Source organism: Testudinibacter sp. P80/BLE/0925, from assembly GCF_053570785.1.
Genome location: NZ_CM131636.1, coordinates 120,774 through 140,639, shown reverse-complemented (window position 1 = coordinate 140,639; position 19,866 = coordinate 120,774). Strand labels below are relative to the sequence as shown.

The window sequence follows — 19,866 nt, the reverse complement described above, 5'->3', positions numbered from 1 at the left end:
ATTTGGTTTGTCATCATTTTTCCCTAAAGACAACCGCACTTTGCGTTTATCTTTATCCCATCTTCGCCAAACGAATACTCACCGCTTGTTTATGTGCGTCCAGCTGCTCGGCGGCTGCCATTAATTCAACGGTTTTTGATAAATCTTTAAAGCCTTGCGGGGTGAGTTCTTGCACTGTCATACGTTTGCTGAAATCCGCTAAGCCAAGGCTTGAACTGGTGCGCGAGTAGCCGTAGGTCGGCAGCACATGGTTGGTGCCGCTGGCGTAGTCGCCCATGCTTTCGGGGGAGTATGCGCCTAAGAAAATCGAACCGGCGTTGTCCAACTGCGGTAATAAGGCGCGGGCGTTTTCCACTTGCACGATTAAATGTTCCGGTGCATAGGCGTTGCTGATTTGCACGCATTGCTGCAAATCGTCAGCGACGATGGTGCGGCTGTGGCGCAGGGCTTGGCGTGCGGTTTCGGCGCGCGACAAGCCGGCAAGCTGCCGTTCAATCGCAAGTGCGGTCTGTTCGGCTAAGGTTTTGCTTGGGGTGACCAAAATCACTTGGCTGTCTGCACCGTGTTCCGCTTGCGACAATAAGTCGCTTGCCACGAAATCAGGATCGGCAAATTCATCGGCAATCACCAACACTTCGGAAGGCCCTGCCTGCATATCAATCGCCGTGCCGAGTTGTGTGACTTGGCGTTTGGCTTCGGTCACAAAGGCGTTGCCCGGCCCGAAAATTTTATCGACTTTCGCCACGCTCTCCGTACCGAACGCCATCGCAAACACCGCCTGTGCGCCGCCCACCGCATAGATGGTTTCTATGCCGCACAGGTTGGCGGTATACAGAATTTCATCGGCAATCGGCGATGGCGTGCACAGTACCACTTTTTGACAACCTGCGATTTTTGCCGGAATGGAAAGCATTAGCACGGTAGAAAACAGCGGCGCAGAACCACCGGGAATATACAAACCGACTTTATTAATCGGGCGGGTCAGCACTTCGCATTTTACTCCGGCTTGGGTTTCCACTTCGATCACGCTCGGTTTCTGCGCTTGGTGAAATGCGTCGATATTGCGATACGCATTTTGAATCGCTTGTTTCAACTCATCAGGCACACGGCTGGCGGCTTGGGCGATCTGTTCGCTTGAAACGGTGAGCGTTTCCAACCGCACTTTGTCGAATTTTTCGGTCAACTCAAGTAAGGCGCTATCGCCGTTTTGCTGCACCTTGGTTTTAATCTCATTCACTGCCTGCTCGATACTGGCGGAATTGGTGATTGCAGGGCGTTCAAGTGCGGTAAGCTGTTCCGCTTGAGAAAGTTGATTCCAAATGATTGTATTCATTATTATGTCCTTATTAACCCATCATCTTCTCTATCGGCAACACCAAAATCGAGCTTGCGCCGACTTCTTTCAGTTGTTCCATGGTTTCCCAGAACAGGTTTTCTTGGCTGACGACATGCATTGCCACTTTGTCGTCATCGTGTGCCAGCGGCAGAATGGTCGGGTGTTCCACCCCCGGTAACAGTGCGGTGATTTCGTCCAGTTTGTCTTTCGGCGCGTGCAGCATAATGTATTTACTTTCGCTGGCTTGTTGCACCCCTTGAATTCGAGTCAGCAGTTTATTGACCAAGGCTTGTTTTTCTTCGCTTAACTCGGCGGCACGTTGGATTAAGCAGGCTTTGGATTGATAAATAATTTCCACTTCGCGCAAGCCGTTGGCTTCTAAGGTTGCGCCGGAAGAAACCAGATCACAAATCGCCGTGGCTAAACCGGCGGTCGGTGCCACTTCGACCGAACCGGTCAATAAACAGTTTTTAAACGGTACGCCTTCTTCCTGCATATAGCGTTTCAGCAAATTCGGGTAAGAGGTGGCGATACGCGCGTCGGTTAAATCTTGCACGCCGTTGTATGCCATGTCGCGCGGTACGGCGAGTGATAAGCGGCAACCGCCGAACTCAAGGCGTTTCAACATCTTGTATTGCACTTCGTCACCGGCAGACAACCGTCCCAACTCTTCTTCTTCCAATACGTTTTCGCCGATAATGCCCAAATCGACCACGCCGTCGAACACCAAGCCCGGAATATCGTCATCACGCACGCGCAGAATATCAATCGGCATATTTTCCGAATAGGCGATTAAGCGTTGTTCGTTCCAGTTGATTTTCACGCCGCACTGTTTCAGCAACGCTTGTGATTCTTTGCTTAAACGCCCGGATTTTTGCATAGCGATACGTAAACGTTTTTTATCCAACATAGTCAGTCCTTATTCATTCCAATTTTAAAATGCCTGTAAAAAAATAAACCCCTCGAAAGTATCCTTCCGAGGGGTCGTTATTGCTTTGCCGTACTTAACTCGGAAGAGGTTTATCTTCCAAGCAACACCAAACGCCTGAAAGAAGAATCAGGGGTGATGGTGATGAGCAGTACGGATTAAATTCATGTGTTTTGTTCCTTTAAAACAGATGTGGTTAACATACTGAATCCGCTTTTATTATGCAAGTATTATTTGCAAAAATTAGCGTTCCTTTGCCTTGGCGCTAAAAATCGCCAGTGTGAACTGGATCACCCAGCCGATTGAAAAGGCGAATAACAGCGTGGCGAAGCCGAGCGTGCCGCCGAGGAGAAAGCCGATCAGCGCAACCGCACTTTCCATGGCGGTGCGCACAATGCCGACTTTGAGTTTAAAACGTTGGCACAGTCCGACCATTAACCCGTCGCGCGGTCCGGAACCCATATGGCAGGTGAGATAAAACGCCGAACCGACGCCCATTAACAAAATGCCGAGCAAAGCGTAGGCAAAACGGGCAAGTGCGGTCTGCGGCGTAGCGAGGCTGGCGGCAACCGCGCCAAGGGCAATGGCGATCAACACGATATTCAGGATCGTACCCAAGCCGATTTTCAGCCGCAGCGGCAGCCACGCCAACATCACCACACAGCTGATGATAAACGAGGCGAAACCGACACTAACCCCGGTTTGCAATGCGATCCCCTGTGACAGAATCGTCCATGGCGCCGACCCTAAATCGGAGACCAACAGAAATCCTTCGCCCACGCCGACCAGCAATAGCGACAGGCATAACGGCACGAAACTGTGGAATTTCACTTCCCACAGCCGATTGGCGCTCCATTCGGTTTTCGGTAAAACCGCGTACTGTTTTTTCAAGGTTATTTCCGCTATGGCGAATGTTTAATTATTCTGAATTGTGACATGATCATGTTAAAAAGAAAATCATTACGGACGAAATAACTTTTCTGTCTTAGTTATATCAATTGGAGCTTGTCGGATTGTTGCTGAAAATAAACCGCACTTTGAGTCTAAGATCACAAATTTGAATAATAAATAAACAAAATTTGTTATCTTGCTCACAACATATCATTTTTTCACTTTATTTTTCTTGGGTAACGTTCAGAATTTAAACATAAGTTGAAAAACAAACAGGTGTTGATTATGCATCGCGAGCAACAAATTTTAGAACTGTTACGAAAAGATCCGTTAATGCCTCAACAACAACTTGCGGATATTTTAGGATTAAGCCGTTCGAGTGTTGCCGGCTATATAATGAACCTAATGCGCAAAGGGCAAATCAGAGGAAAAGGCTATATTCTTTCACCGCAACAGCGAGTCGTGACGATTGGCGGAACGAATATGGATATTGCCGGTTATCCACTCAATAATATTGTTTTCGCTGATTCTAATTTAGGCAAAATAAAATGCACTCCCGGGGGAGTCGGGCGTAATATCGCACAGAATATTGCTATGCTGGGGAAAGAATCTCATCTCATTTCAGTCGTTGGTGATGATTTATATGGGGAGACGGTATTGGAGCGAACGAAGCAGGCGGGCGCGCATGTCGATCGCTGTTATAAGTTGCATAACGAAACCACATCCACTTATTTATCGCTGTTGGATAAAAATGGCGAAATGGTGGTGGCGATTAATGATATGGACATTTTAACGCATTTAACCCCCGCTTTATTATCTTCACGCCTGGATTTTATCCAGCATGCCGATGTGATAGTCCTGGATTGTAATTTAATGGAAAAAACACTGGCATGGATCTTCAGCAACTGTGGGGATATTCCCATTTTTGTTGATCCGGTTTCGACCTTTAAGGCGATAAAAATCCGACATTGGCTCTCCCATGTTCATACGTTGAAGCCGAATCGTTTGGAAGCGGAAACCCTGAGCGGTATAGCGATAAAACATCGTGATGATGTGGCAAAAGTAGCGGAATGGTTTCATGAACAGGGCGTGATTCGCTTGGTATTGAGCATGGGCGCCGAGGGGGTTTATTTTAGCGAGCAATCGGGAATAGACGGTTGGTCGGCCCCATTGAAAGTGAACACGGTCAATGTGACCGGCGCCGGTGATGCAATGATGGCGGGATTGGCATGTTGCTGGTTGGAAAATATGACATTACAGGAAAGTGTACGTTACGCGCAGGGCTGTTCTGCAATGGCATTGTCTTCCGAATTTACTAACAATCCGAACCTATCGGATGATAGCGTTAAAAAACTCTTAGAGGTTCAATTATGAATAAATATCTTGATATTGCGCCAGAAGTGGCAACCGCGTTGGAAAACAAGGTACCGGTGGTGGCATTGGAGTCTACCATTATTTCACACGGCATGCCTTATCCACAAAATGTCGAAACCGCACTTGAAGTAGAAAACGTTATTCGTGAAAACGGCGCTGTCCCTGCGACGATAGCCGTTATTAAAGGGCGGTTAAAAGCAGGATTATCGCGTGATGAAATCGAACTGCTTGGTAAAGAAGGGCACGCCGTGGCAAAAGTCAGCCGTCGGGATTTGCCGTTTGTTATTGCTGCTGAGCAAAACGGCGCAACAACTGTCGCCGGAACGATGATTGTTGCGGCGTTAGCCGGTATTAAAATGTTTGCGACCGGAGGGATTGGCGGCGTTCATCGGGGAGCGGAACGCACCTTTGATATTTCGGCAGATTTGCAAGAATTGGCTCGAACCAATGTGGCGGTTATCTGTGCAGGTGCAAAGTCGATTCTGGATCTGGGAATGACAACGGAATATTTGGAAACATTCGGAGTGCCGTTAATCGGTTATCAAACAGATAAATTACCGGCATTTTATTCAAGGACAAGCCAGTATAATGTCAGTATCCGTTTAGATTCGGCAGAAGCAATCGCAAAAGCGCTAGACGCTAAATGGGCGGCGGGGTTGAATGGCGGTGTGGTGATAGCCAATCCGATTCCGGAGGCTTTCGCAATGCCGGAAGAGGAGATTAATACCGCTATTGATCAAGCCGTAAGGGAATCACTTGAGCAAGGGGTTGTCGGCAAAGACAGCACGCCGTTTTTGCTGGCGCGGGTGGCGGAACTGACCGGCGGCGAGAGTTTGAATTCGAATATTCAATTAGTGTTTCATAATGCCAAATTGGCTGCTCAGATTGCCGTTGATTATCATAACGTTGCGTTATAACACCTTTGTATATCAGAACCTTATCAGGTTGCCGTCCGTTATGACGGCGGCGGCCTGCGTTATCATTAACATAGATTCAAATAGGGGAAATTTATATGCTGGCGACAACACAAGATATTTTAAATACGGTAACTGCGGTCAATTTAACTTATCAGCAAAAATTAATGAGTCTGGCAAATATTGCCGAGCGCTTAATTGATCCGCGTGAGCTTTTAGGTTATAGCGAAGAAGAGTGGCATTATCTTGAAAACCAAATGATCTGCGACTTAAACGAAGGTTATGCGATTTATCGTCCTCGCTATATTTTGCCGGATTATTCGGTTTATCTTAAACAAGGCTGCCAATTCTTAGCCTTACCTATTCCCAAGACACTGGATGAGGTGTTAGACGGGTTACTGATTCTATATTCCCATGTGCCGTCTATTACCACGTTTCCGGTGTATATCGGGCGTTTGGACAGCCTGCTCGAGCCGTTTATGACGAATGAAACGGAAGATTATATTAAAATTAAACGCTTTTTAAATCATATCGATAAAACCGTACCGGACTCTTTTTGCCATGCCAACATCGGGCCTTATGAAACGACAGCCGGGCGTTTGATTTTACAGGCCGTGATTGAGCTGGAAAACACTACGCCGAATATGAGTATCCGCTACGATAAACGCAAAACCTCACGCGAATTTGCCGAATTGGCGGCAAAAGCCTGTTTATTGGTGTCAAAACCGTCGTTTGCCAATGATGTGTACTATATTCGGGATTTAGGCGAACAATATGGCATTGCCAGTTGTTATAACGCCTTGCCGGAGTGCGGCGGCGCATACACATTAACGCGTTTACGCCTCGGTACAATCGCCCGCACTTGCCGGACGGTTGCGGAATTTGTTCAGGGTTTACTGCCGAAGGTCGCCAACTTAGCGCTATCCATCATGGACAAACGCCATCAGTTTTTAGTGGAAAAAAGCGGCTTTTTTAAATCCAGCTTCTTGGTGAAGGAAGGGTTTATCCAACGCACCAATTTCACCGGCATGTTTGCGATTGTCGGCTTGGCGGATGCGGTGAATCACCTGTTGCAACAAGAAGGGCTGAACGAAACCTTCGGGCAGAGCGAGAGAGGAGACGTCATTGCAACCGCGATTATGGATTGTCTGAGCGAAGTCAATGGACAACATCGAGGGCTTTATGCGGAACGCACCGACGGACATTATTTGCTGCACGCGCAAGTGGGCGCTAGCAACCACGAAGAAGATAAGCGCAACACCCCGGCACACCGCATTAAAGTGGGGCAAGAGCCAACCTTATTGGCGCACTTGAAGCAATCCGCACCTTTCCACCGTTATTTCCCGTCAGGAACAGGGGATCTGTTTGCATTCGATCAAACCTACCTCGATCACCTTGATGCGGTAGTTGATATTATTGATGGCGCATTTGCCTTGAATTATCGCTATATCACCACCTATTTGAAAAATACGGATCTGATTCGTGTGACGGGTTATTTAGTGAAAAAAAGCGAAGTTGAACGCTTCCGCAAAGGGGAGGCGGTGCTGCGAGATACCACCTGGTTCGGTTCGGGCACGGATGACTGTGCGCAGGTCTTTGACCGACAATTGCGTGATCAAGGCGATGTGAATGCAGCCGGATAAAACAATAAAGTGCGGTTCTGCGCCCGATCAGACCGCACTTGGGCAAATTTTTGTGCCGTTGCAGCGGATTATTCCGTTTTCCAATGTCGAAGGTTCGGGAAATCGGATCAGTATTTTTTTACAGGGCTGTAAACTCAATTGTCTGTACTGCCATAATCCTGAAACCATCGCCAGATACAGCGCAGACAGCAGTTTGGTGAGTTTAGATTATTTATATCGGCAAGTGCGGTCGAGCATGCCGTTTATTCGCGGTGTCACGGTTTCCGGAGGCGAACCGACCATTCATCATCGCAAACTAGTGCCGTTTTTTCATGCGGTGCATGAACTCGGCTTGAGTTGTTATTTAGATTCCAGTGGCTTTTTTGATTTTGACATGACACAAGAGTTGATTGCGGTAACGGATAAATTTCTGTTCGATGTCAAAGGAATCGGCGCCGGATTACAAACGTTGTGTTTGGATCGCAAAAACCGCGCGGGGCTTGTGTCGCAACAAGCAGATTTAACCGTGCGAATCAAACCGGAAAATAGAGAACGCAACCTTAATAATCTTGTTCGTTTACTGCGGTTGGGCAAAGTCGAGGAGGTGAGAGTGGTACTGATTAAGGGCTATTTTGATCTATATGAATTATTGGCGCGAGTCGCTGCGTTACTGAAGCCCTACCCGGAGGTCTTGTTTAAACTGATACGGGTTCATGCGAAAGGAAGCCGGGATCCGTCAGCTATCGAACGTTTAATGCCAACGGCCGATGAGATGAATCATATGACAGCGTACGTAAAAGCCTTGGGTATAGAAAAAACGGTAGCAATTTATTGAACATGTGAAGTATGTTTTTTGTACGAATAGTTTGGAAAGGCTCCAATATAGTTGATTTAGATCTCATTATGAAAATTATTTTCAGACTTTTTTTAAAAAAGGGGTATAGTTGCAATCTTAAAAATTTGAAGCCGTTACTTTTAAAGAGCGGGCTGTTGTTTTTTATAGTGAAAATTTAACTATTTTTTTTAGTTTTTAATACAGAGGTTGATTATGGATTCACTACTCAGTATCGTCGGTATAGTTGTATTACTGGCAATTGCATTTTTGCTTTCGAATAATAAAAAAGCAATTAACTATCGTACCGTGTTGGGCGCATTGGCGATTCAAATCGGGATTGGCGCACTGATTCTTTATGTGCCGGCCGGACGTGATGCGCTGTTGGCGGCGGCACAAGGTGTTCAAAAAGTCATTAATTACGGCAATGACGGAATTGGCTTTTTATTCGGCGGTTTGGTCAGCGACAAAATGTTTGAAGTATTCGGCGGCGGCGGTTTCGTGTTTGCCTTGCGCGTGTTGCCGGCAATCATTTTCTTCGCCTCGTTAATCTCCGTTTTATATTACATTGGCGTTATGCAATGGGTGATTAAAATTATCGGTGGTTTCTTGCAAGTGGTGTTGAAAACGTCGAAAACCGAATCCATGTCGGCGGCGGCAAATATTTTCGTCGGGCAAACCGAAGCCCCATTAGTGGTGAAACCGTATATCGCCAAAATGACCGAATCCGAACTGTTTGCAATTATGTGCGGCGGCTTGGCGTCGGTTGCCGGAGCGGTGATGATCGGCTATGCGCAAATGGGCGTGCCGTTGCCATATTTGATTGCCGCTTCGTTTATGGCGGCACCGGGCGGTTTATTATTTGCCAAAATTTTATTTCCACAAACCGAAAAGCCGCATGATGACATTGATCATGATGGCTTAGAAGAAAAACCGGCTAACGTATTGGATGCGGCGGCAAGCGGCGCTTCTTCCGGGATGCAATTAGCGATGAATGTGGGGGCGATGTTGTTGGCATTTGTGGCATTAATCGCATTACTTAACGGTATTTTAGGCGGCGTTGGCGAGTGGATTGGCTTCACGGATCCGAATCATCCATTAACCTTGCAGATGATTTTAGGTTGGATTTTCCAACCGTTGGCTTATGTAATTGGTGTGCCGTGGAGTGAAGCGCAAGTCGCCGGTTCAATGATTGGGCAAAAATTAGTGATTAATGAGTTCGTCGCTTACCTTGATTTTGTTAAATATCTTGGTGCGGATGCCCCGGTGGTGTTGAATGAGAAAACCAAAGCAATTATTACTTTTGCGTTGTGTGGTTTCGCCAACTTCAGCTCGATTGCCATTTTAATCGGTGGTTTGGGAACAATGGCGCCAAACCGTCGCTCCGACGTGGCGCGTTTGGGGATTAAAGCGGTGATTGCCGGTTCGCTATCTAACTTAATGAGCGCCGCAATTGCCGGTTTGTTCATCGGTTTAACCGGTGCGGCATTAGTCGTCTAACTACCGCACTATTGGTTTTAATACGGAACACCACGCTTGGCGTGGTGTTTGTCATTCGATGACAGGGCGGTTTTAGCCCCGGTCATCTTTGCAGGAGTCACTATGACACAATTGAACGACATTAAAAAAACGGCAAAACTGGCGTTGAGCCTGATGGATCTGACCAGTTTAAACGACAACGATACCGACGAGGCGATCATCGCATTATGCCGTCAGGCGAAAACCAAATTCGGTTCGCCGGCGGCGGTTTGCGTTTACCCGCGCTTTGTTCCGATTGCGCGTAAAACCTTGCGGCAGTTGGGCTTGGCACAAGTCAAAATTGCTACGGTCACCAATTTTCCGCACGGTAATGATGATCTTGACATTGCGGTTGCCGAAACCAAAGCGGCAATTGCTTACGGCGCAGATGAAGTGGATGTGGTGTTTCCCTACCGCACTTTGATCAAAGGTGATGAAAAGTGCGGTTTTGAACTGGTCAGTGCGTGTAAAAAAATCTGTGCGGACAACAACGTGTTGTTGAAAGTGATTATCGAAAGCGGCGAATTACAAACTGCGGCGCTTATTCGCAAAGCCTCTGAAATTGCGATTCGAGCCGGTGCGGATTTTATCAAAACCTCAACCGGCAAAGTGCAAGTCAACGCCACTTTGGAATCGGCAGAACTCATGTTGCAAGCCATTGCCGATTTAAACGTGCAAGATCGAGTCGGCTTTAAAGCGGCGGGCGGTGTACGCACTGCACAAGATGCACAGCAATATTTGCAATTGGCCGCCCGCATTTTAGGCGGCGACCGGCTTAATCCCGCTCATTTCCGTTTTGGCGCTTCGGGTTTATTAAATGATTTATTAGGAACTTTAGGCGGGGAAAACCAGTCTAACTCTACAAGTCAATACTAAAAACAAGAGAAGAAGGAAAAGAAGATGAAAAGAACCTTTATTTTAATGATGGACTCTTTTGGTATCGGTGCCGCAGCAGACGCGGATAAATTCGGTGATGTCGGCTCGGATACATTAGGGCATATCGCGGAGCAATGCGCCGCCGGCAAAGCCGACAACGAACACCGCAGCGGTGCGTTGAAATTGCCGAATTTAACCAAATTGGGCTTGGCAATGGCTGCAAAAGAATCGACAGGCCGTGTGCCGGCAGGCATGGATGCGAACGCAGAGATTATCGGCGGGTATGCCTTCGCAAAAGAGATTTCTTCAGGCAAAGATACGCCGTCAGGGCATTGGGAAATCGCCGGAGTACCGGTGCTGTTTGATTGGGGCTATTTTAAAGATCATCAAAACAGCTTTCCGCAAGAATTACTTGATCGAATTGTGGCGAAGAGCGGTATTCCGGGCTATTTAGGCAACTGCCATTCGTCGGGGACGGTGGTGTTGGATGAATTAGGGGAAGAGCACATGAAAACCGGCAAACCGATTTTCTACACCTCGGCCGATTCCGTGTTTCAAATTGCCTGCCATGAGGAAACCTACGGCTTAGAAAAATTATATGAACTGTGTCATATCGTGCGTGAAGAATTGGAAGGCTATAATATCGGACGTGTGATCGCCCGTCCGTTTATCGGCGCAAAAGCGGGCGAGTTCAAACGTACCGGCAACCGCCATGATTATTCGGTATTGCCGCCGTCTGCGACCGTATTACAAAAATTGGTTGAGGAAAAACAAGGTGACGTGGTGTCTATCGGCAAAATCGCGGATATTTACGCTCACACCGGCATTACCGAAAAAGTGAAAGCCACCGGCTTGGAAGAGATTTACGACCGCACTATCGAACAAATCAAAGCCGCTGGCGATAACACTATCGTGTTCCCGAATTTCGTCAATTTTGATTCTGATTACGGACACCGCCGTGATGTCGCCGGTTATGCACAGGCATTGGAATACTTCGATTCGCGCTTGCCGGAAGTGTTGGCGTTGGTGCAAGAAGGCGATCTATTGATTATCACCGCCGATCACGGCTGTGATCCGACTTGGAGCGGCACCGATCACACCCGCGAACACATCCCGGTGTTGATGTACGGCAGTGAAGTACCGAAGGGTTTCTTGGGCAAACGCGAAACCTTTGCCGACATCGGACAAACCATTGCCGGCTATTTCGGCACATCGCCGATGGATTACGGCACAACAATGATTAACTTTCAAAAATAACGATTGATTAAAGAGGATATTATTATGGCTACACCACATATCAATGCCGTTGACGGCGCATTTGCCGACGTTGTTCTTATGCCGGGCGATCCGCTGCGGGCAAAATACATCGCCGAAACCTTTTTGGAAAACCCTCAAGAAGTGACCAATGTACGTAATATGTTGGGTTATACCGGCACTTACAAAGGACGTAAAATTTCGATTATGGGGCACGGCATGGGGATTCCGTCTTGCTCGATTTATGCCAAAGAACTGATCACCGAATACGGCGTGAAAAAAATTATTCGCGTCGGCTCATGCGGCGCAGTGCGCCATGACGTGAAAATTCGCGATGTGGTAATCGGCTTGGGGGCATGCACCGATTCCAAAGTCAACCGTATCCGCTTCAAAGACAACGATTTCGCCGCGATTGCCGATTATTCAATGGTCGCGGCGGCGGTGGAAGCGGCAAAGCAAAAAGGCGTGAAAGTGCAGGTCGGTAATTTGTTCTCTGCCGATCTGTTCTATACCCCGGATGTGGAAATGTTTGATTATATGGAAAAATACGGCATTTTAGGCGTGGAAATGGAAGCTGCAGGGATCTACGGTGTCGCCGCCGAATTCGGCGCCAAAGCGTTGACTATCTGCACCGTCTCCGACCATATCCGCACCCACGAACAAACCAGCGCCGAAGAACGCCAATTAACCTTCAATGAAATGATTGAAGTGGCGTTGGAATCGGTGTTGATCGGTGATCAACAGTAAAGTGCGGTTTAAGCTAGGTTAGCATTGAGCGAAGCGAAAGACAATAAATCTTGAGCGTCACTGTAATCGTATTTACCCCCTGACGTAAATGTCAGGGGAAATTTGAGTATCGTATTATATCGGCATATTTTGACGCAACACCGCATTAATCCGCGTTTGCCAGCCTTTTCCAGTGGCTTTGAATGCGGCTAAAATATCGCTGTCTAAGCGCAATTTAATAGCCTGCTTCGGATTATCTAGCCGTGGTCGCCCACGTTTGATCAGGTTTTCCCCTTGATATAAATCTGCACTTTGGAAAAAATCATCGCCGAGCTCTGGCGCATCATCAGGATCAATCCAAGTAGGATGTAAAACGTTGTTGTTCTCTTTCATTGGCTTTCCTCATTGAAATAATACGGCGATTCTTATCACGCCAAGTCCAAACGATCACCACGAGCCGTTCAGCGAGTGTGCCGATGGTGATATAGCGTATTTCCCCATAGTTTTGACGGGAATCTTCCGCCGTAAAATGTGTACCGTGAAAAACCTGCTCTGCGTGAGCGAAATCAAGCCCACGCTCTAGCAGAGTTTTCTGGCGTTTCAATTGATCATATTCAATCCCTGCCAAATTAATGTACCCCCATTAATTAATTAAATCAAGTGCTATGCAGTTTAATTCAGCAGCAATTTAATCAATACTACACGGACAGAAGTCTGGAATCTTGATCGCAAACTTCCTTGTTTCTAAGCCCCGCCGATTCAGGTAAAATGACGGCATTTTATTTGTGCATGTGTTTGTGAATAGGAAAAACATGAATTTTATCGGAAAAATTATCGGCTTTATTTTAGGCTACCGCTACGGTGGCTTTTTTGGCGCGCTTTTTGGGGCGGTGTTAGGGCATTTTGCGGATAAAAAAATCTACGAAATGGGCAGCGTCAGCTCCAGCTCGTTCGGGCGTACCTTGACTCGCCAGCAACTGTTTTTGAAAACCACCTTTGCCGTGATGGGGCATTTAAGCAAATCGAAAGGGCGGGTGACGGAAGACGATATTCAACTGGCGCAAAGCTTAATGAACCGTTTGAATCTTGATACTGAAGCGCGGCGCATGGCGCAAGACGCGTTCAATCAAGGCAAACAGGCGGATTTTCCGATTCGTCAGGTCATTCGCGAGTTTCGGGTTGGCTGTGGGCGCCGTCCTGATCTGTTGCGCATGTTTTTGGATATTCAAATTCAGACCGCACTTGCCGATAACCACTTGCATGACAGTGAAAAAGAGCTGTTGTTTGTGATTGCGCAAGAACTGGGCTTGTCGCAAATGCAGTTTGAACAGATGATGGCAATGATTTACGCCTCGCAACAATTTGCCAACGGCGGCTTTCAGCAACAGGACGGCTATCGGCAGCAAAGCGGCTATCAAGGCGGACAGCAATCTTACCGCACTTCGTCAGGCGCAAGCTTAGACGCGGCGTATCAGGTGATCGGCGTAACGGCAAACGATGATCAAACCACCGTCAAACGCGCTTACCGCAAATTGATGAACGAATACCACCCCGATAAACTGGTCGCCAAAGGCTTGCCGCCGGAAATGATGGAAATGGCAAAAGAGAAAGCTCAGAAAATCCAAGCGGCATATGACATGATCTGCAAGGCGAAAGGCTGGAAATAATGATGCCGCAGCGTAGTGCATTTCCGGTTGTGTTAGCCTTAATTGTCGCGCTAATAGCCGTTTGGTCTGGAATCGCCCCCTTTTCAAGAGCGGTGTGGTACGCGGAAGTCGCGCCGGTTTTTGTGGTATTTACGGCGTTAGTCATGACTTATTCACGTTTTCAATTCAGCAATATCGCGTATTTTTTAATGAGCTTGTGGCTGATTTTGCATTTAATCGGCGCACATTACACCTTTGAACTTGTGCCGTTCGAATGGGGCAGCCGCTTGCTGAGTGGTTGGTTCGGCGAAGATCGCAACCATTTTGATCGCGTGGCGCATTTTATCATCGGTTTTTATAGCTTCCCGATGGCAGAATGGCTGTTGCGTCGTAAGTTATGCGGACCGATTTTAGCCGGTTTCTTTGCGCTATTTTTTATTATGAGCGTTGCAGCCGCCTACGAATTGATCGAATGGCAATATTCGGTGATCGCCGGTGGCGACGAGGGCATTGCTTTTCTCGGCTCTCAGGGGGATGTGTGGGACGCGCAAAAAGATATGCTTGCCGACACGTTGGGCGCGCTGACCGCACTTGCGCTGTTCTACTTGTTGCGCACGGATAAAACGGTCTAATGCGCGTCATTCTAGCCCCGATGCAGGGCGTGCTCGATCCGTTTTTGCGCCATTTGCTGACCCAAGTGAATGATTACGATCTCTGCTTGTCGGAATTTGTGCGCGTGGTCGATCAACTGTTGCCGAAAAAAGCGTTTTATCGGTTGTGCCCTGAATTGCAACACGGCGGTTATACCCGCGCCGGTACACCGGTGCGGGTGCAGTTGTTGGGGCAGTTCCCCGAGTGGTTGGCGGAAAATGCGCAAAGAGCGGTTGAACTGGGGTCGCACGGGGTTGATTTGAATTGCGGTTGTCCGTCAAAAACCGTGAATAACAGCCAAGGCGGCGCTTCCTTATTGAAACAGCCGGAACTGATTTATCAAGCCACCAAAGCGATTCGGCAAGCGTTGGATAAATCGTACACCGTCAGTGTCAAAGTGCGGTTGGGCTGGGACAGCGATTCGGCGGCGTTTGAAATTGCCGACGCAGTACAGCAGGGCGGCGCAGATGAAATCACTATTCACGGGCGCACCAAAAGCGACGGTTACCGTGCCGAGCGGATTAACTGGCGGAAAATCGGCGAAATCCGTCAGCGCTTGCAGATTCCGGTGATCGCCAACGGGGAAGTTTGGAACTGGCAAGACGGGCAAGCCTGCTTGGCGGCGACCGGCTGCGATAGCTTGATGATCGGGCGCGGCGCGCTGAACATTCCCAATCTCAGCCGGGTGGTGAAGTTCAAGCATGACAAGCTGGCGTGGGCGCAGGTGTTGCAACTGCTACAACAATACGTTAATCTCGACAATCCGGCGGACAGCGGTTTTTACCATGTGGCGCGGATTAAACAATGGCTGCGTTATTTGGAAAAGGAATATCCGCAAGCGGCGCAACTGTTTCAAATCATTAAAACCGAACATGGCTACGGCGGTTTAAAAGCCGAAGTGGAACGCCAAACCGCACTTTGTATCAATAAGGAGAGCGATGATGACCCGTATTAATGTCGTGCCGGTCGGCGAGTTGTGCGATCAACATTTGCTGGCGGAACACCGCGAGTTGACCCGCATTCCGAATGCGATCGCCAAAGGCAAATACAATTTGACCGGGCAGCCCGAGGATTATAAATTAGGCACAGGACACGTTAAATTTTTTATGAACAAGCTCGCTTTTCTGCACAAACGCTATCACGCTTTGCACCAAGAATGCTTGGCGCGCGGCTTTAATGTCACCAATCGTTGGGCCGAGGATTTGCCAAGCGAACCGCACTTATGGCTCGATTACCAGCCAAGCGACAACGCCCTGCGCTTAAATCGAGCACGAATTGCGGAGCGTATGCCGCTGAAAGCGCGCTTCACCCCGCATAAAACCGCTTAAACGGGAGAGCCATGCAAATCGTCATCGCCTCGGTCAATCCGGTTAAAGTCAATGCAGTCAAAACCGCATTCAGCAAATTGTTTCCTGATCGCACTTTGCATTTTAAGGCTATGCCGTCGCAATCGGGCGTGGCGGAACAGCCGATGAGCATGACGGAAACCAAACAAGGTGCGTTCAATCGGGTGCGATTCTGTCAGCAACAGTTGCCAAACGCGGATTTTTATCTGGCGATTGAAGCCGGAATCGAGCGCTTTGATTACGGCGCGGCGACCTGTGCCTATGTCGTCATCAGCGACAAAGTGCGGTTTGCAGTCGGGCGCAGTGCCGAATTGCCGATTCCCGATTGTGTGTACAATCGACTCAATCCGGAAATGGAATTAGGCACGGTGATGGATCAGCTGTTCCAAACCGAAAACATCAAACAAAAAGGCGGCGCGATGAGCCTGCTGACCAACGGCAACGCCAGCCGCGAAAGCGTGTACGTGCAAGCGGTGATTTTGGCGATGGCGAAATTTTTGCATTTATCGCTTTTTGAGCCGTAAAATTCCTTGATAAGAATGCGGTTATTTTGCCTAGATAGGTGGAATTTAAGAAATTATTAGCATTTTTACGGAAAATATCGGTATAATGGCACCGCTTATACTCTTTGTCAGCGTGCGGCTATCAAAAATGATCTATTCAAGTTATATGAAAACCATTTTTTATCCCCATTTTATTCCCACCTCGATTGCAGATTATTTTTGCTAGTCGCAATAAAGAGATAAGTTCAAATTTACTTATTGATTTTTAAAAGGAAAATCTCGTGACTCCAATTGTTAAACAATTTAAATACGGTCAGCATACCGTAACTTTAGAAACCGGCGCGATGGCGCGTCAGGCAACTGCCGCAGTGATGGCGAGCATGGACGATACTTCGGTTTTGGTTACCGTGGTGGCGAAAAAAGACGTCAAAGAAGGGCAGGATTTCTTCCCGTTAACCGTAAACTATCAAGAGCGGACTTATGCGGCAGGTCGCATTCCGGGCGGATTTTTCCGTCGTGAAGGCCGCCCGTCCGAAGGCGAAACCTTAATCGCGCGTTTGATTGACCGTCCGATTCGCCCGTTGTTCCCGGAAGGCTTTTACAACGAAATTCAAATCGTGGCGACCGTGGTATCGGTTAATCCGCAAATCAGCCCGGATATCGTGGCGATGATCGGGGCTTCCGCCGCACTTTCGTTGTCCGGTGTGCCGTTCAATGGTCCAATCGGCGCGGCGCGCGTTGGCTTTATCAACGATCAATTCGTGTTGAACCCGACGATGGCGGAACAAAAACACAGTCGTTTGGATTTAGTGGTTGCCGGTACCGATAAAGCGGTATTAATGGTCGAATCCGAAGCGGATATTTTAACCGAAGAGCAAATGTTGGCCGCCGTGGTGTTCGGTCATCAACAACAGCAAGTGGTGGTGGAAAACATCAAACAATTCGTTGCCGAAGCAGGCAAGCCGCGTTGGGATTGGCAAGCGCCGGCGGTGAATACCGCACTTGTGGCACAAGTCAAAGCGTTAGCCGAAAGCCGTTTGGGCGAAGCCTACCGTATCACCGAAAAACAAGCGCGCTATGCACAAGTCGATGTGATTAAAGCGGAAGTGACCGCAGCGGTGTTGGCAAACAACCAAGATGAAAAAATCACCGAAAATACGATTGCCGATATTTTAGGCGCATTGGAAAGCGATGTGGTGCGCAGCCGCATTTTAGCCGGCGAGCCGCGTATCGACGGACGTAACGTAGATACCGTGCGTGCGTTGGATATTTGCACCGGCGTGTTGCCGCGTACTCACGGTTCGGCGATCTTCACCCGTGGCGAAACCCAAGCCTTGGCGGTTGCCACTTTAGGCACGGAACGTGACGCGCAAATCATCGACGATATCACCGGCGAACGCACTGATCACTTCCTGTTCCACTATAATTTCCCGCCGTATTCCGTCGGTGAAACCGGCATGATCGGCTCGCCGAAACGCCGTGAAATCGGTCATGGTCGCTTGGCGAAACGCGGCGTGATGGCGGTAATGCCGACCATCGAAGAATTCCCGTACGTAGTGCGTGTGGTGTCTGAAATCACCGAATCAAACGGTTCGTCTTCCATGGCGTCGGTGTGCGGCGCTTCGTTGGCGTTAATGGACGCAGGCGTGCCGATCAAATCAGCCGTTGCCGGGATCGCGATGGGCTTGGTGAAATCCGACGATAAATTCGTGGTGTTGTCCGATATTTTGGGTGATGAAGATCACTTGGGCGATATGGATTTCAAAGTCGCCGGTACCAAACAAGGTGTAACCGCGCTGCAAATGGATATCAAAATCGAAGGCATTACGGCAGAAATCATGCAAATTGCCTTGAACCAAGCCAAAGGTGCGAGAATGCACATTTTAGGCGTGATGGAACAGGCGATTTCTGCGCCGCGCGGTGATATTTCCGATTTCGCCCCGCGTATCCACACCATGAAGATTGATCCGAAGAAAATCAAAGATGTGATCGGTAAAGGCGGTGCGGTGATTCGTGCCCTGACCGAAGAAACCGGCACTTCGATTGATATTGCGGACGACGGTACGGTAAAAATCGCGGCTACCGATAATTTGGCGGCGAAAGCCGTTATGGCACGGATTGACGACATCGTAGCGGATGTGGAAGTGAACCGTGTTTATAGCGGTAAAGTCACCCGTATTGCAGACTTTGGCGCATTTGTTGCTATCGTTGGCAATAAAGAAGGGTTGGTACATATTTCTCAAATCGCCGAAGAGCGGGTTGAAAAAGTAACCGATTATTTGCAAGTCGGACAAGAAGTCGCAGTAAAAGTGGTGGAAATCGATCGTCAAGGCCGTATCCGTTTGACCATGCGCGATATTGCGGCACAAGACGAGGTACAAGTCGCTGTTGGGCAAGGTGACGACGAGTAATTCAACTCGTCATAAAATTTTCGGCTGTCTATCTATGGTTCATCTCCTAGGCAGCCTGACGATTTTATTTGGGGGCATATGATAATGAAAATGGCCGGAAAATTCGTTCATTACACAAAATCGTTTTGTGTGTTGACGTGTTTACTTGTTGCCGCTGCATGTTCTATGCGCCCGACTATTCCATTGGTTTCCGACAAGAATGTGACCCTTGCCGAGCAAAATCCGTTGCTGCATTTTGATCAGGAAGTGATGATTGCGCGGCTGGGGCAGGTGTTACTGGTCGGAAATTTGGATAAAGACGAACGGGCAGCTTTACACTTTGAGCGTGGTGTATTGTATGACAGTTTGGGCCTCTGGGGATTAGCCCGTTATGATTTCACCCAAGCCTTAATGCTTCAACCGAAATTAGCGCCGATTTATAATTATTTAGGCTTGTATTTGCTGTTGGATGGCGATTACGACGGTTCGCTAGATGCGTTCAATGCCGTATTGCATTTGGACGGCAACTACGAATATGCTTATTTGAATCGGGGGTTGAATTTCTATTATGTCGGTCGTCATGGGTTGGCCGAACGGGATTTTTTGACGTTTTATCAAGCGGATCCGAGTGATCCATACCGCACTTTGTGGCTGTATTTGAATGAATTGAAATATAAACCGCACGAAGCAAGACAAAATTTGGCGCAACGGGCCAAAGGGTTATCCAATGAATTTTGGGGAACCAATATTGTGCACTACTATTTGGGCGAATTGTCGTATGATGATTTACAGCAAAAAATTGACAGTTTTGCCGTGCCGTATTCGCCTCAATATGCTGAAATTTTAACAGAAACCTATTTTTATTTAGCAAAACAACAACTCAATCTGGGGAAGGTTGACGAAGCAACCGCTTTGTTTAAATTGGCTCTTGCCAATCAAGTATTTAACTTTGTTGAGTATCGTTTTGCCTTGTTTGAACTCTCGCGTTTACGCTTGAATGAGAGTGAAACACTCACGGTTGTACCTGATACGAACTAAGTTAAACGGTCTTGATTGGGA

General features: G+C 48.1%; 20 protein-coding genes and 1 other annotated feature. Of the genes, 15 read left to right on the top strand and 5 right to left on the bottom strand.

Annotated features, from left to right (window positions below; translation table 11 throughout):
• Positions 1-52 precede the first annotated feature (52 nt).
• The 3 genes from hisD to yczE all read right to left on the bottom strand — a co-directional run bounded on the left by hisD (position 53) and on the right by yczE (position 3,155).
• Complete coding sequence (hisD, locus tag ACWA5Z_RS00620) at positions 53-1,333, bottom strand: histidinol dehydrogenase (RefSeq protein ID WP_431053385.1); 1,281 nt, start codon at positions 1,331-1,333, stop codon at positions 53-55.
• A gap of 13 nt (positions 1,334-1,346) precedes the next feature.
• Positions 1,347-2,246: an ATP phosphoribosyltransferase gene (gene hisG / locus ACWA5Z_RS00615; protein WP_431053383.1), complete on the bottom strand. Its 900-nt coding sequence runs from the start codon at positions 2,244-2,246 to the stop codon at positions 1,347-1,349.
• Between the two features lie 40 nt (positions 2,247-2,286).
• Positions 2,287-2,412 (bottom strand) — a sequence feature (His leader region).
• A gap of 95 nt (positions 2,413-2,507) precedes the next feature.
• Positions 2,508-3,155, bottom strand: coding sequence for a membrane protein YczE (gene yczE / locus ACWA5Z_RS00610; RefSeq protein WP_431053382.1), 648 nt, complete (start codon positions 3,153-3,155; stop codon positions 2,508-2,510).
• A 285-nt stretch (positions 3,156-3,440) separates the two neighbouring features.
• Here yczE and ACWA5Z_RS00605 point away from each other — a divergent pair, with 285 nt between their 5' ends.
• From ACWA5Z_RS00605 to deoD, 8 genes are all read left to right on the top strand, one after another.
• Entirely contained in the window at positions 3,441-4,529 is a 1,089-nt protein-coding gene (locus tag ACWA5Z_RS00605) for a PfkB family carbohydrate kinase (protein ID WP_431053380.1), read from the top strand.
• Complete coding sequence (locus ACWA5Z_RS00600) at positions 4,526-5,446, top strand: pseudouridine-5'-phosphate glycosidase (RefSeq protein ID WP_431053379.1); 921 nt, start codon at positions 4,526-4,528, stop codon at positions 5,444-5,446. The genes ACWA5Z_RS00605 and ACWA5Z_RS00600 overlap by 4 nt, the downstream gene beginning before the upstream one ends.
• Before the next feature lie 95 nt (positions 5,447-5,541).
• Positions 5,542-7,086: a YjjI family glycine radical enzyme gene (locus ACWA5Z_RS00595; RefSeq protein WP_431053377.1), complete on the top strand. Its 1,545-nt coding sequence runs from the start codon at positions 5,542-5,544 to the stop codon at positions 7,084-7,086.
• The gene (locus tag ACWA5Z_RS00590; RefSeq protein WP_431053375.1) at positions 7,073-7,900 is read left to right on the top strand and encodes a 4Fe-4S cluster-binding domain-containing protein; all 828 of its coding nucleotides are present in this window, start codon (positions 7,073-7,075) and stop codon (positions 7,898-7,900) included. The genes ACWA5Z_RS00595 and ACWA5Z_RS00590 overlap by 14 nt, the downstream gene beginning before the upstream one ends.
• Before the next feature lie 213 nt (positions 7,901-8,113).
• On the top strand, positions 8,114-9,397 hold the full coding sequence (locus ACWA5Z_RS00585) for a NupC/NupG family nucleoside CNT transporter (RefSeq protein ID WP_431053373.1): 1,284 nt from the start codon (positions 8,114-8,116) through the stop codon (positions 9,395-9,397).
• Between the two features lie 102 nt (positions 9,398-9,499).
• Complete coding sequence (gene deoC, locus ACWA5Z_RS00580; protein ID WP_431053371.1) at positions 9,500-10,291, top strand: deoxyribose-phosphate aldolase; 792 nt, start codon at positions 9,500-9,502, stop codon at positions 10,289-10,291.
• Between the two features lie 24 nt (positions 10,292-10,315).
• Positions 10,316-11,548 (top strand): phosphopentomutase, encoded by a 1,233-nt coding sequence (gene deoB / locus ACWA5Z_RS00575; RefSeq protein ID WP_431053369.1) that lies wholly within the window; start codon positions 10,316-10,318, stop codon positions 11,546-11,548.
• A 24-nt stretch (positions 11,549-11,572) separates the two neighbouring features.
• The gene (gene deoD / locus ACWA5Z_RS00570) at positions 11,573-12,292 is read left to right on the top strand and encodes a purine-nucleoside phosphorylase (protein WP_084255205.1); all 720 of its coding nucleotides are present in this window, start codon (positions 11,573-11,575) and stop codon (positions 12,290-12,292) included.
• A 114-nt stretch (positions 12,293-12,406) separates the two neighbouring features.
• Here deoD and ACWA5Z_RS00565 read toward each other — a convergent pair whose 3' ends face one another.
• Both ACWA5Z_RS00565 and ACWA5Z_RS00560 read right to left on the bottom strand, forming a co-directional pair.
• On the bottom strand, positions 12,407-12,664 hold the full coding sequence (locus ACWA5Z_RS00565) for a BrnA antitoxin family protein (protein WP_431053367.1): 258 nt from the start codon (positions 12,662-12,664) through the stop codon (positions 12,407-12,409).
• The gene (locus ACWA5Z_RS00560; RefSeq protein WP_431053365.1) at positions 12,624-12,899 is read right to left on the bottom strand and encodes a BrnT family toxin; all 276 of its coding nucleotides are present in this window, start codon (positions 12,897-12,899) and stop codon (positions 12,624-12,626) included. The genes ACWA5Z_RS00565 and ACWA5Z_RS00560 overlap by 41 nt, the downstream gene beginning before the upstream one ends.
• 184 nt (positions 12,900-13,083) lie before the next feature.
• Here ACWA5Z_RS00560 and djlA point away from each other — a divergent pair, with 184 nt between their 5' ends.
• From djlA to nlpI, 7 genes are all read left to right on the top strand, one after another.
• A complete protein-coding gene (gene djlA, locus ACWA5Z_RS00555; RefSeq protein ID WP_431053363.1) occupies positions 13,084-13,938 on the top strand; it encodes a co-chaperone DjlA in 855 nt (284 codons plus the stop codon).
• A 2-nt stretch (positions 13,939-13,940) separates the two neighbouring features.
• Complete coding sequence (locus ACWA5Z_RS00550) at positions 13,941-14,549, top strand: DUF2238 domain-containing protein (protein WP_431054258.1); 609 nt, start codon at positions 13,941-13,943, stop codon at positions 14,547-14,549.
• Positions 14,549-15,523 carry a tRNA dihydrouridine(16) synthase DusC gene (gene dusC, locus ACWA5Z_RS00545; RefSeq protein WP_431053361.1) on the top strand — a complete coding sequence of 325 codons (975 nt, stop codon included), beginning with the start codon at positions 14,549-14,551 and terminating at the stop codon, positions 15,521-15,523. Before ACWA5Z_RS00550 ends, dusC begins: the two co-directional genes overlap by 1 nt.
• The gene (locus ACWA5Z_RS00540) at positions 15,510-15,896 is read left to right on the top strand and encodes a pyrimidine dimer DNA glycosylase/endonuclease V (RefSeq protein WP_431054257.1); all 387 of its coding nucleotides are present in this window, start codon (positions 15,510-15,512) and stop codon (positions 15,894-15,896) included. The genes dusC and ACWA5Z_RS00540 overlap by 14 nt, the downstream gene beginning before the upstream one ends.
• A gap of 11 nt (positions 15,897-15,907) precedes the next feature.
• Complete coding sequence (gene yjjX / locus ACWA5Z_RS00535) at positions 15,908-16,438, top strand: inosine/xanthosine triphosphatase (RefSeq protein WP_431053359.1); 531 nt, start codon at positions 15,908-15,910, stop codon at positions 16,436-16,438.
• A 260-nt stretch (positions 16,439-16,698) separates the two neighbouring features.
• A complete protein-coding gene (pnp, locus tag ACWA5Z_RS00530; protein WP_431053357.1) occupies positions 16,699-18,828 on the top strand; it encodes a polyribonucleotide nucleotidyltransferase in 2,130 nt (709 codons plus the stop codon).
• Positions 18,829-18,912: 84 nt separating this feature from the next.
• Positions 18,913-19,845 carry a lipoprotein NlpI gene (gene nlpI / locus ACWA5Z_RS00525; RefSeq protein WP_431053355.1) on the top strand — a complete coding sequence of 311 codons (933 nt, stop codon included), beginning with the start codon at positions 18,913-18,915 and terminating at the stop codon, positions 19,843-19,845.
• The last annotated feature ends 21 nt before the right edge of the window (positions 19,846-19,866 follow it).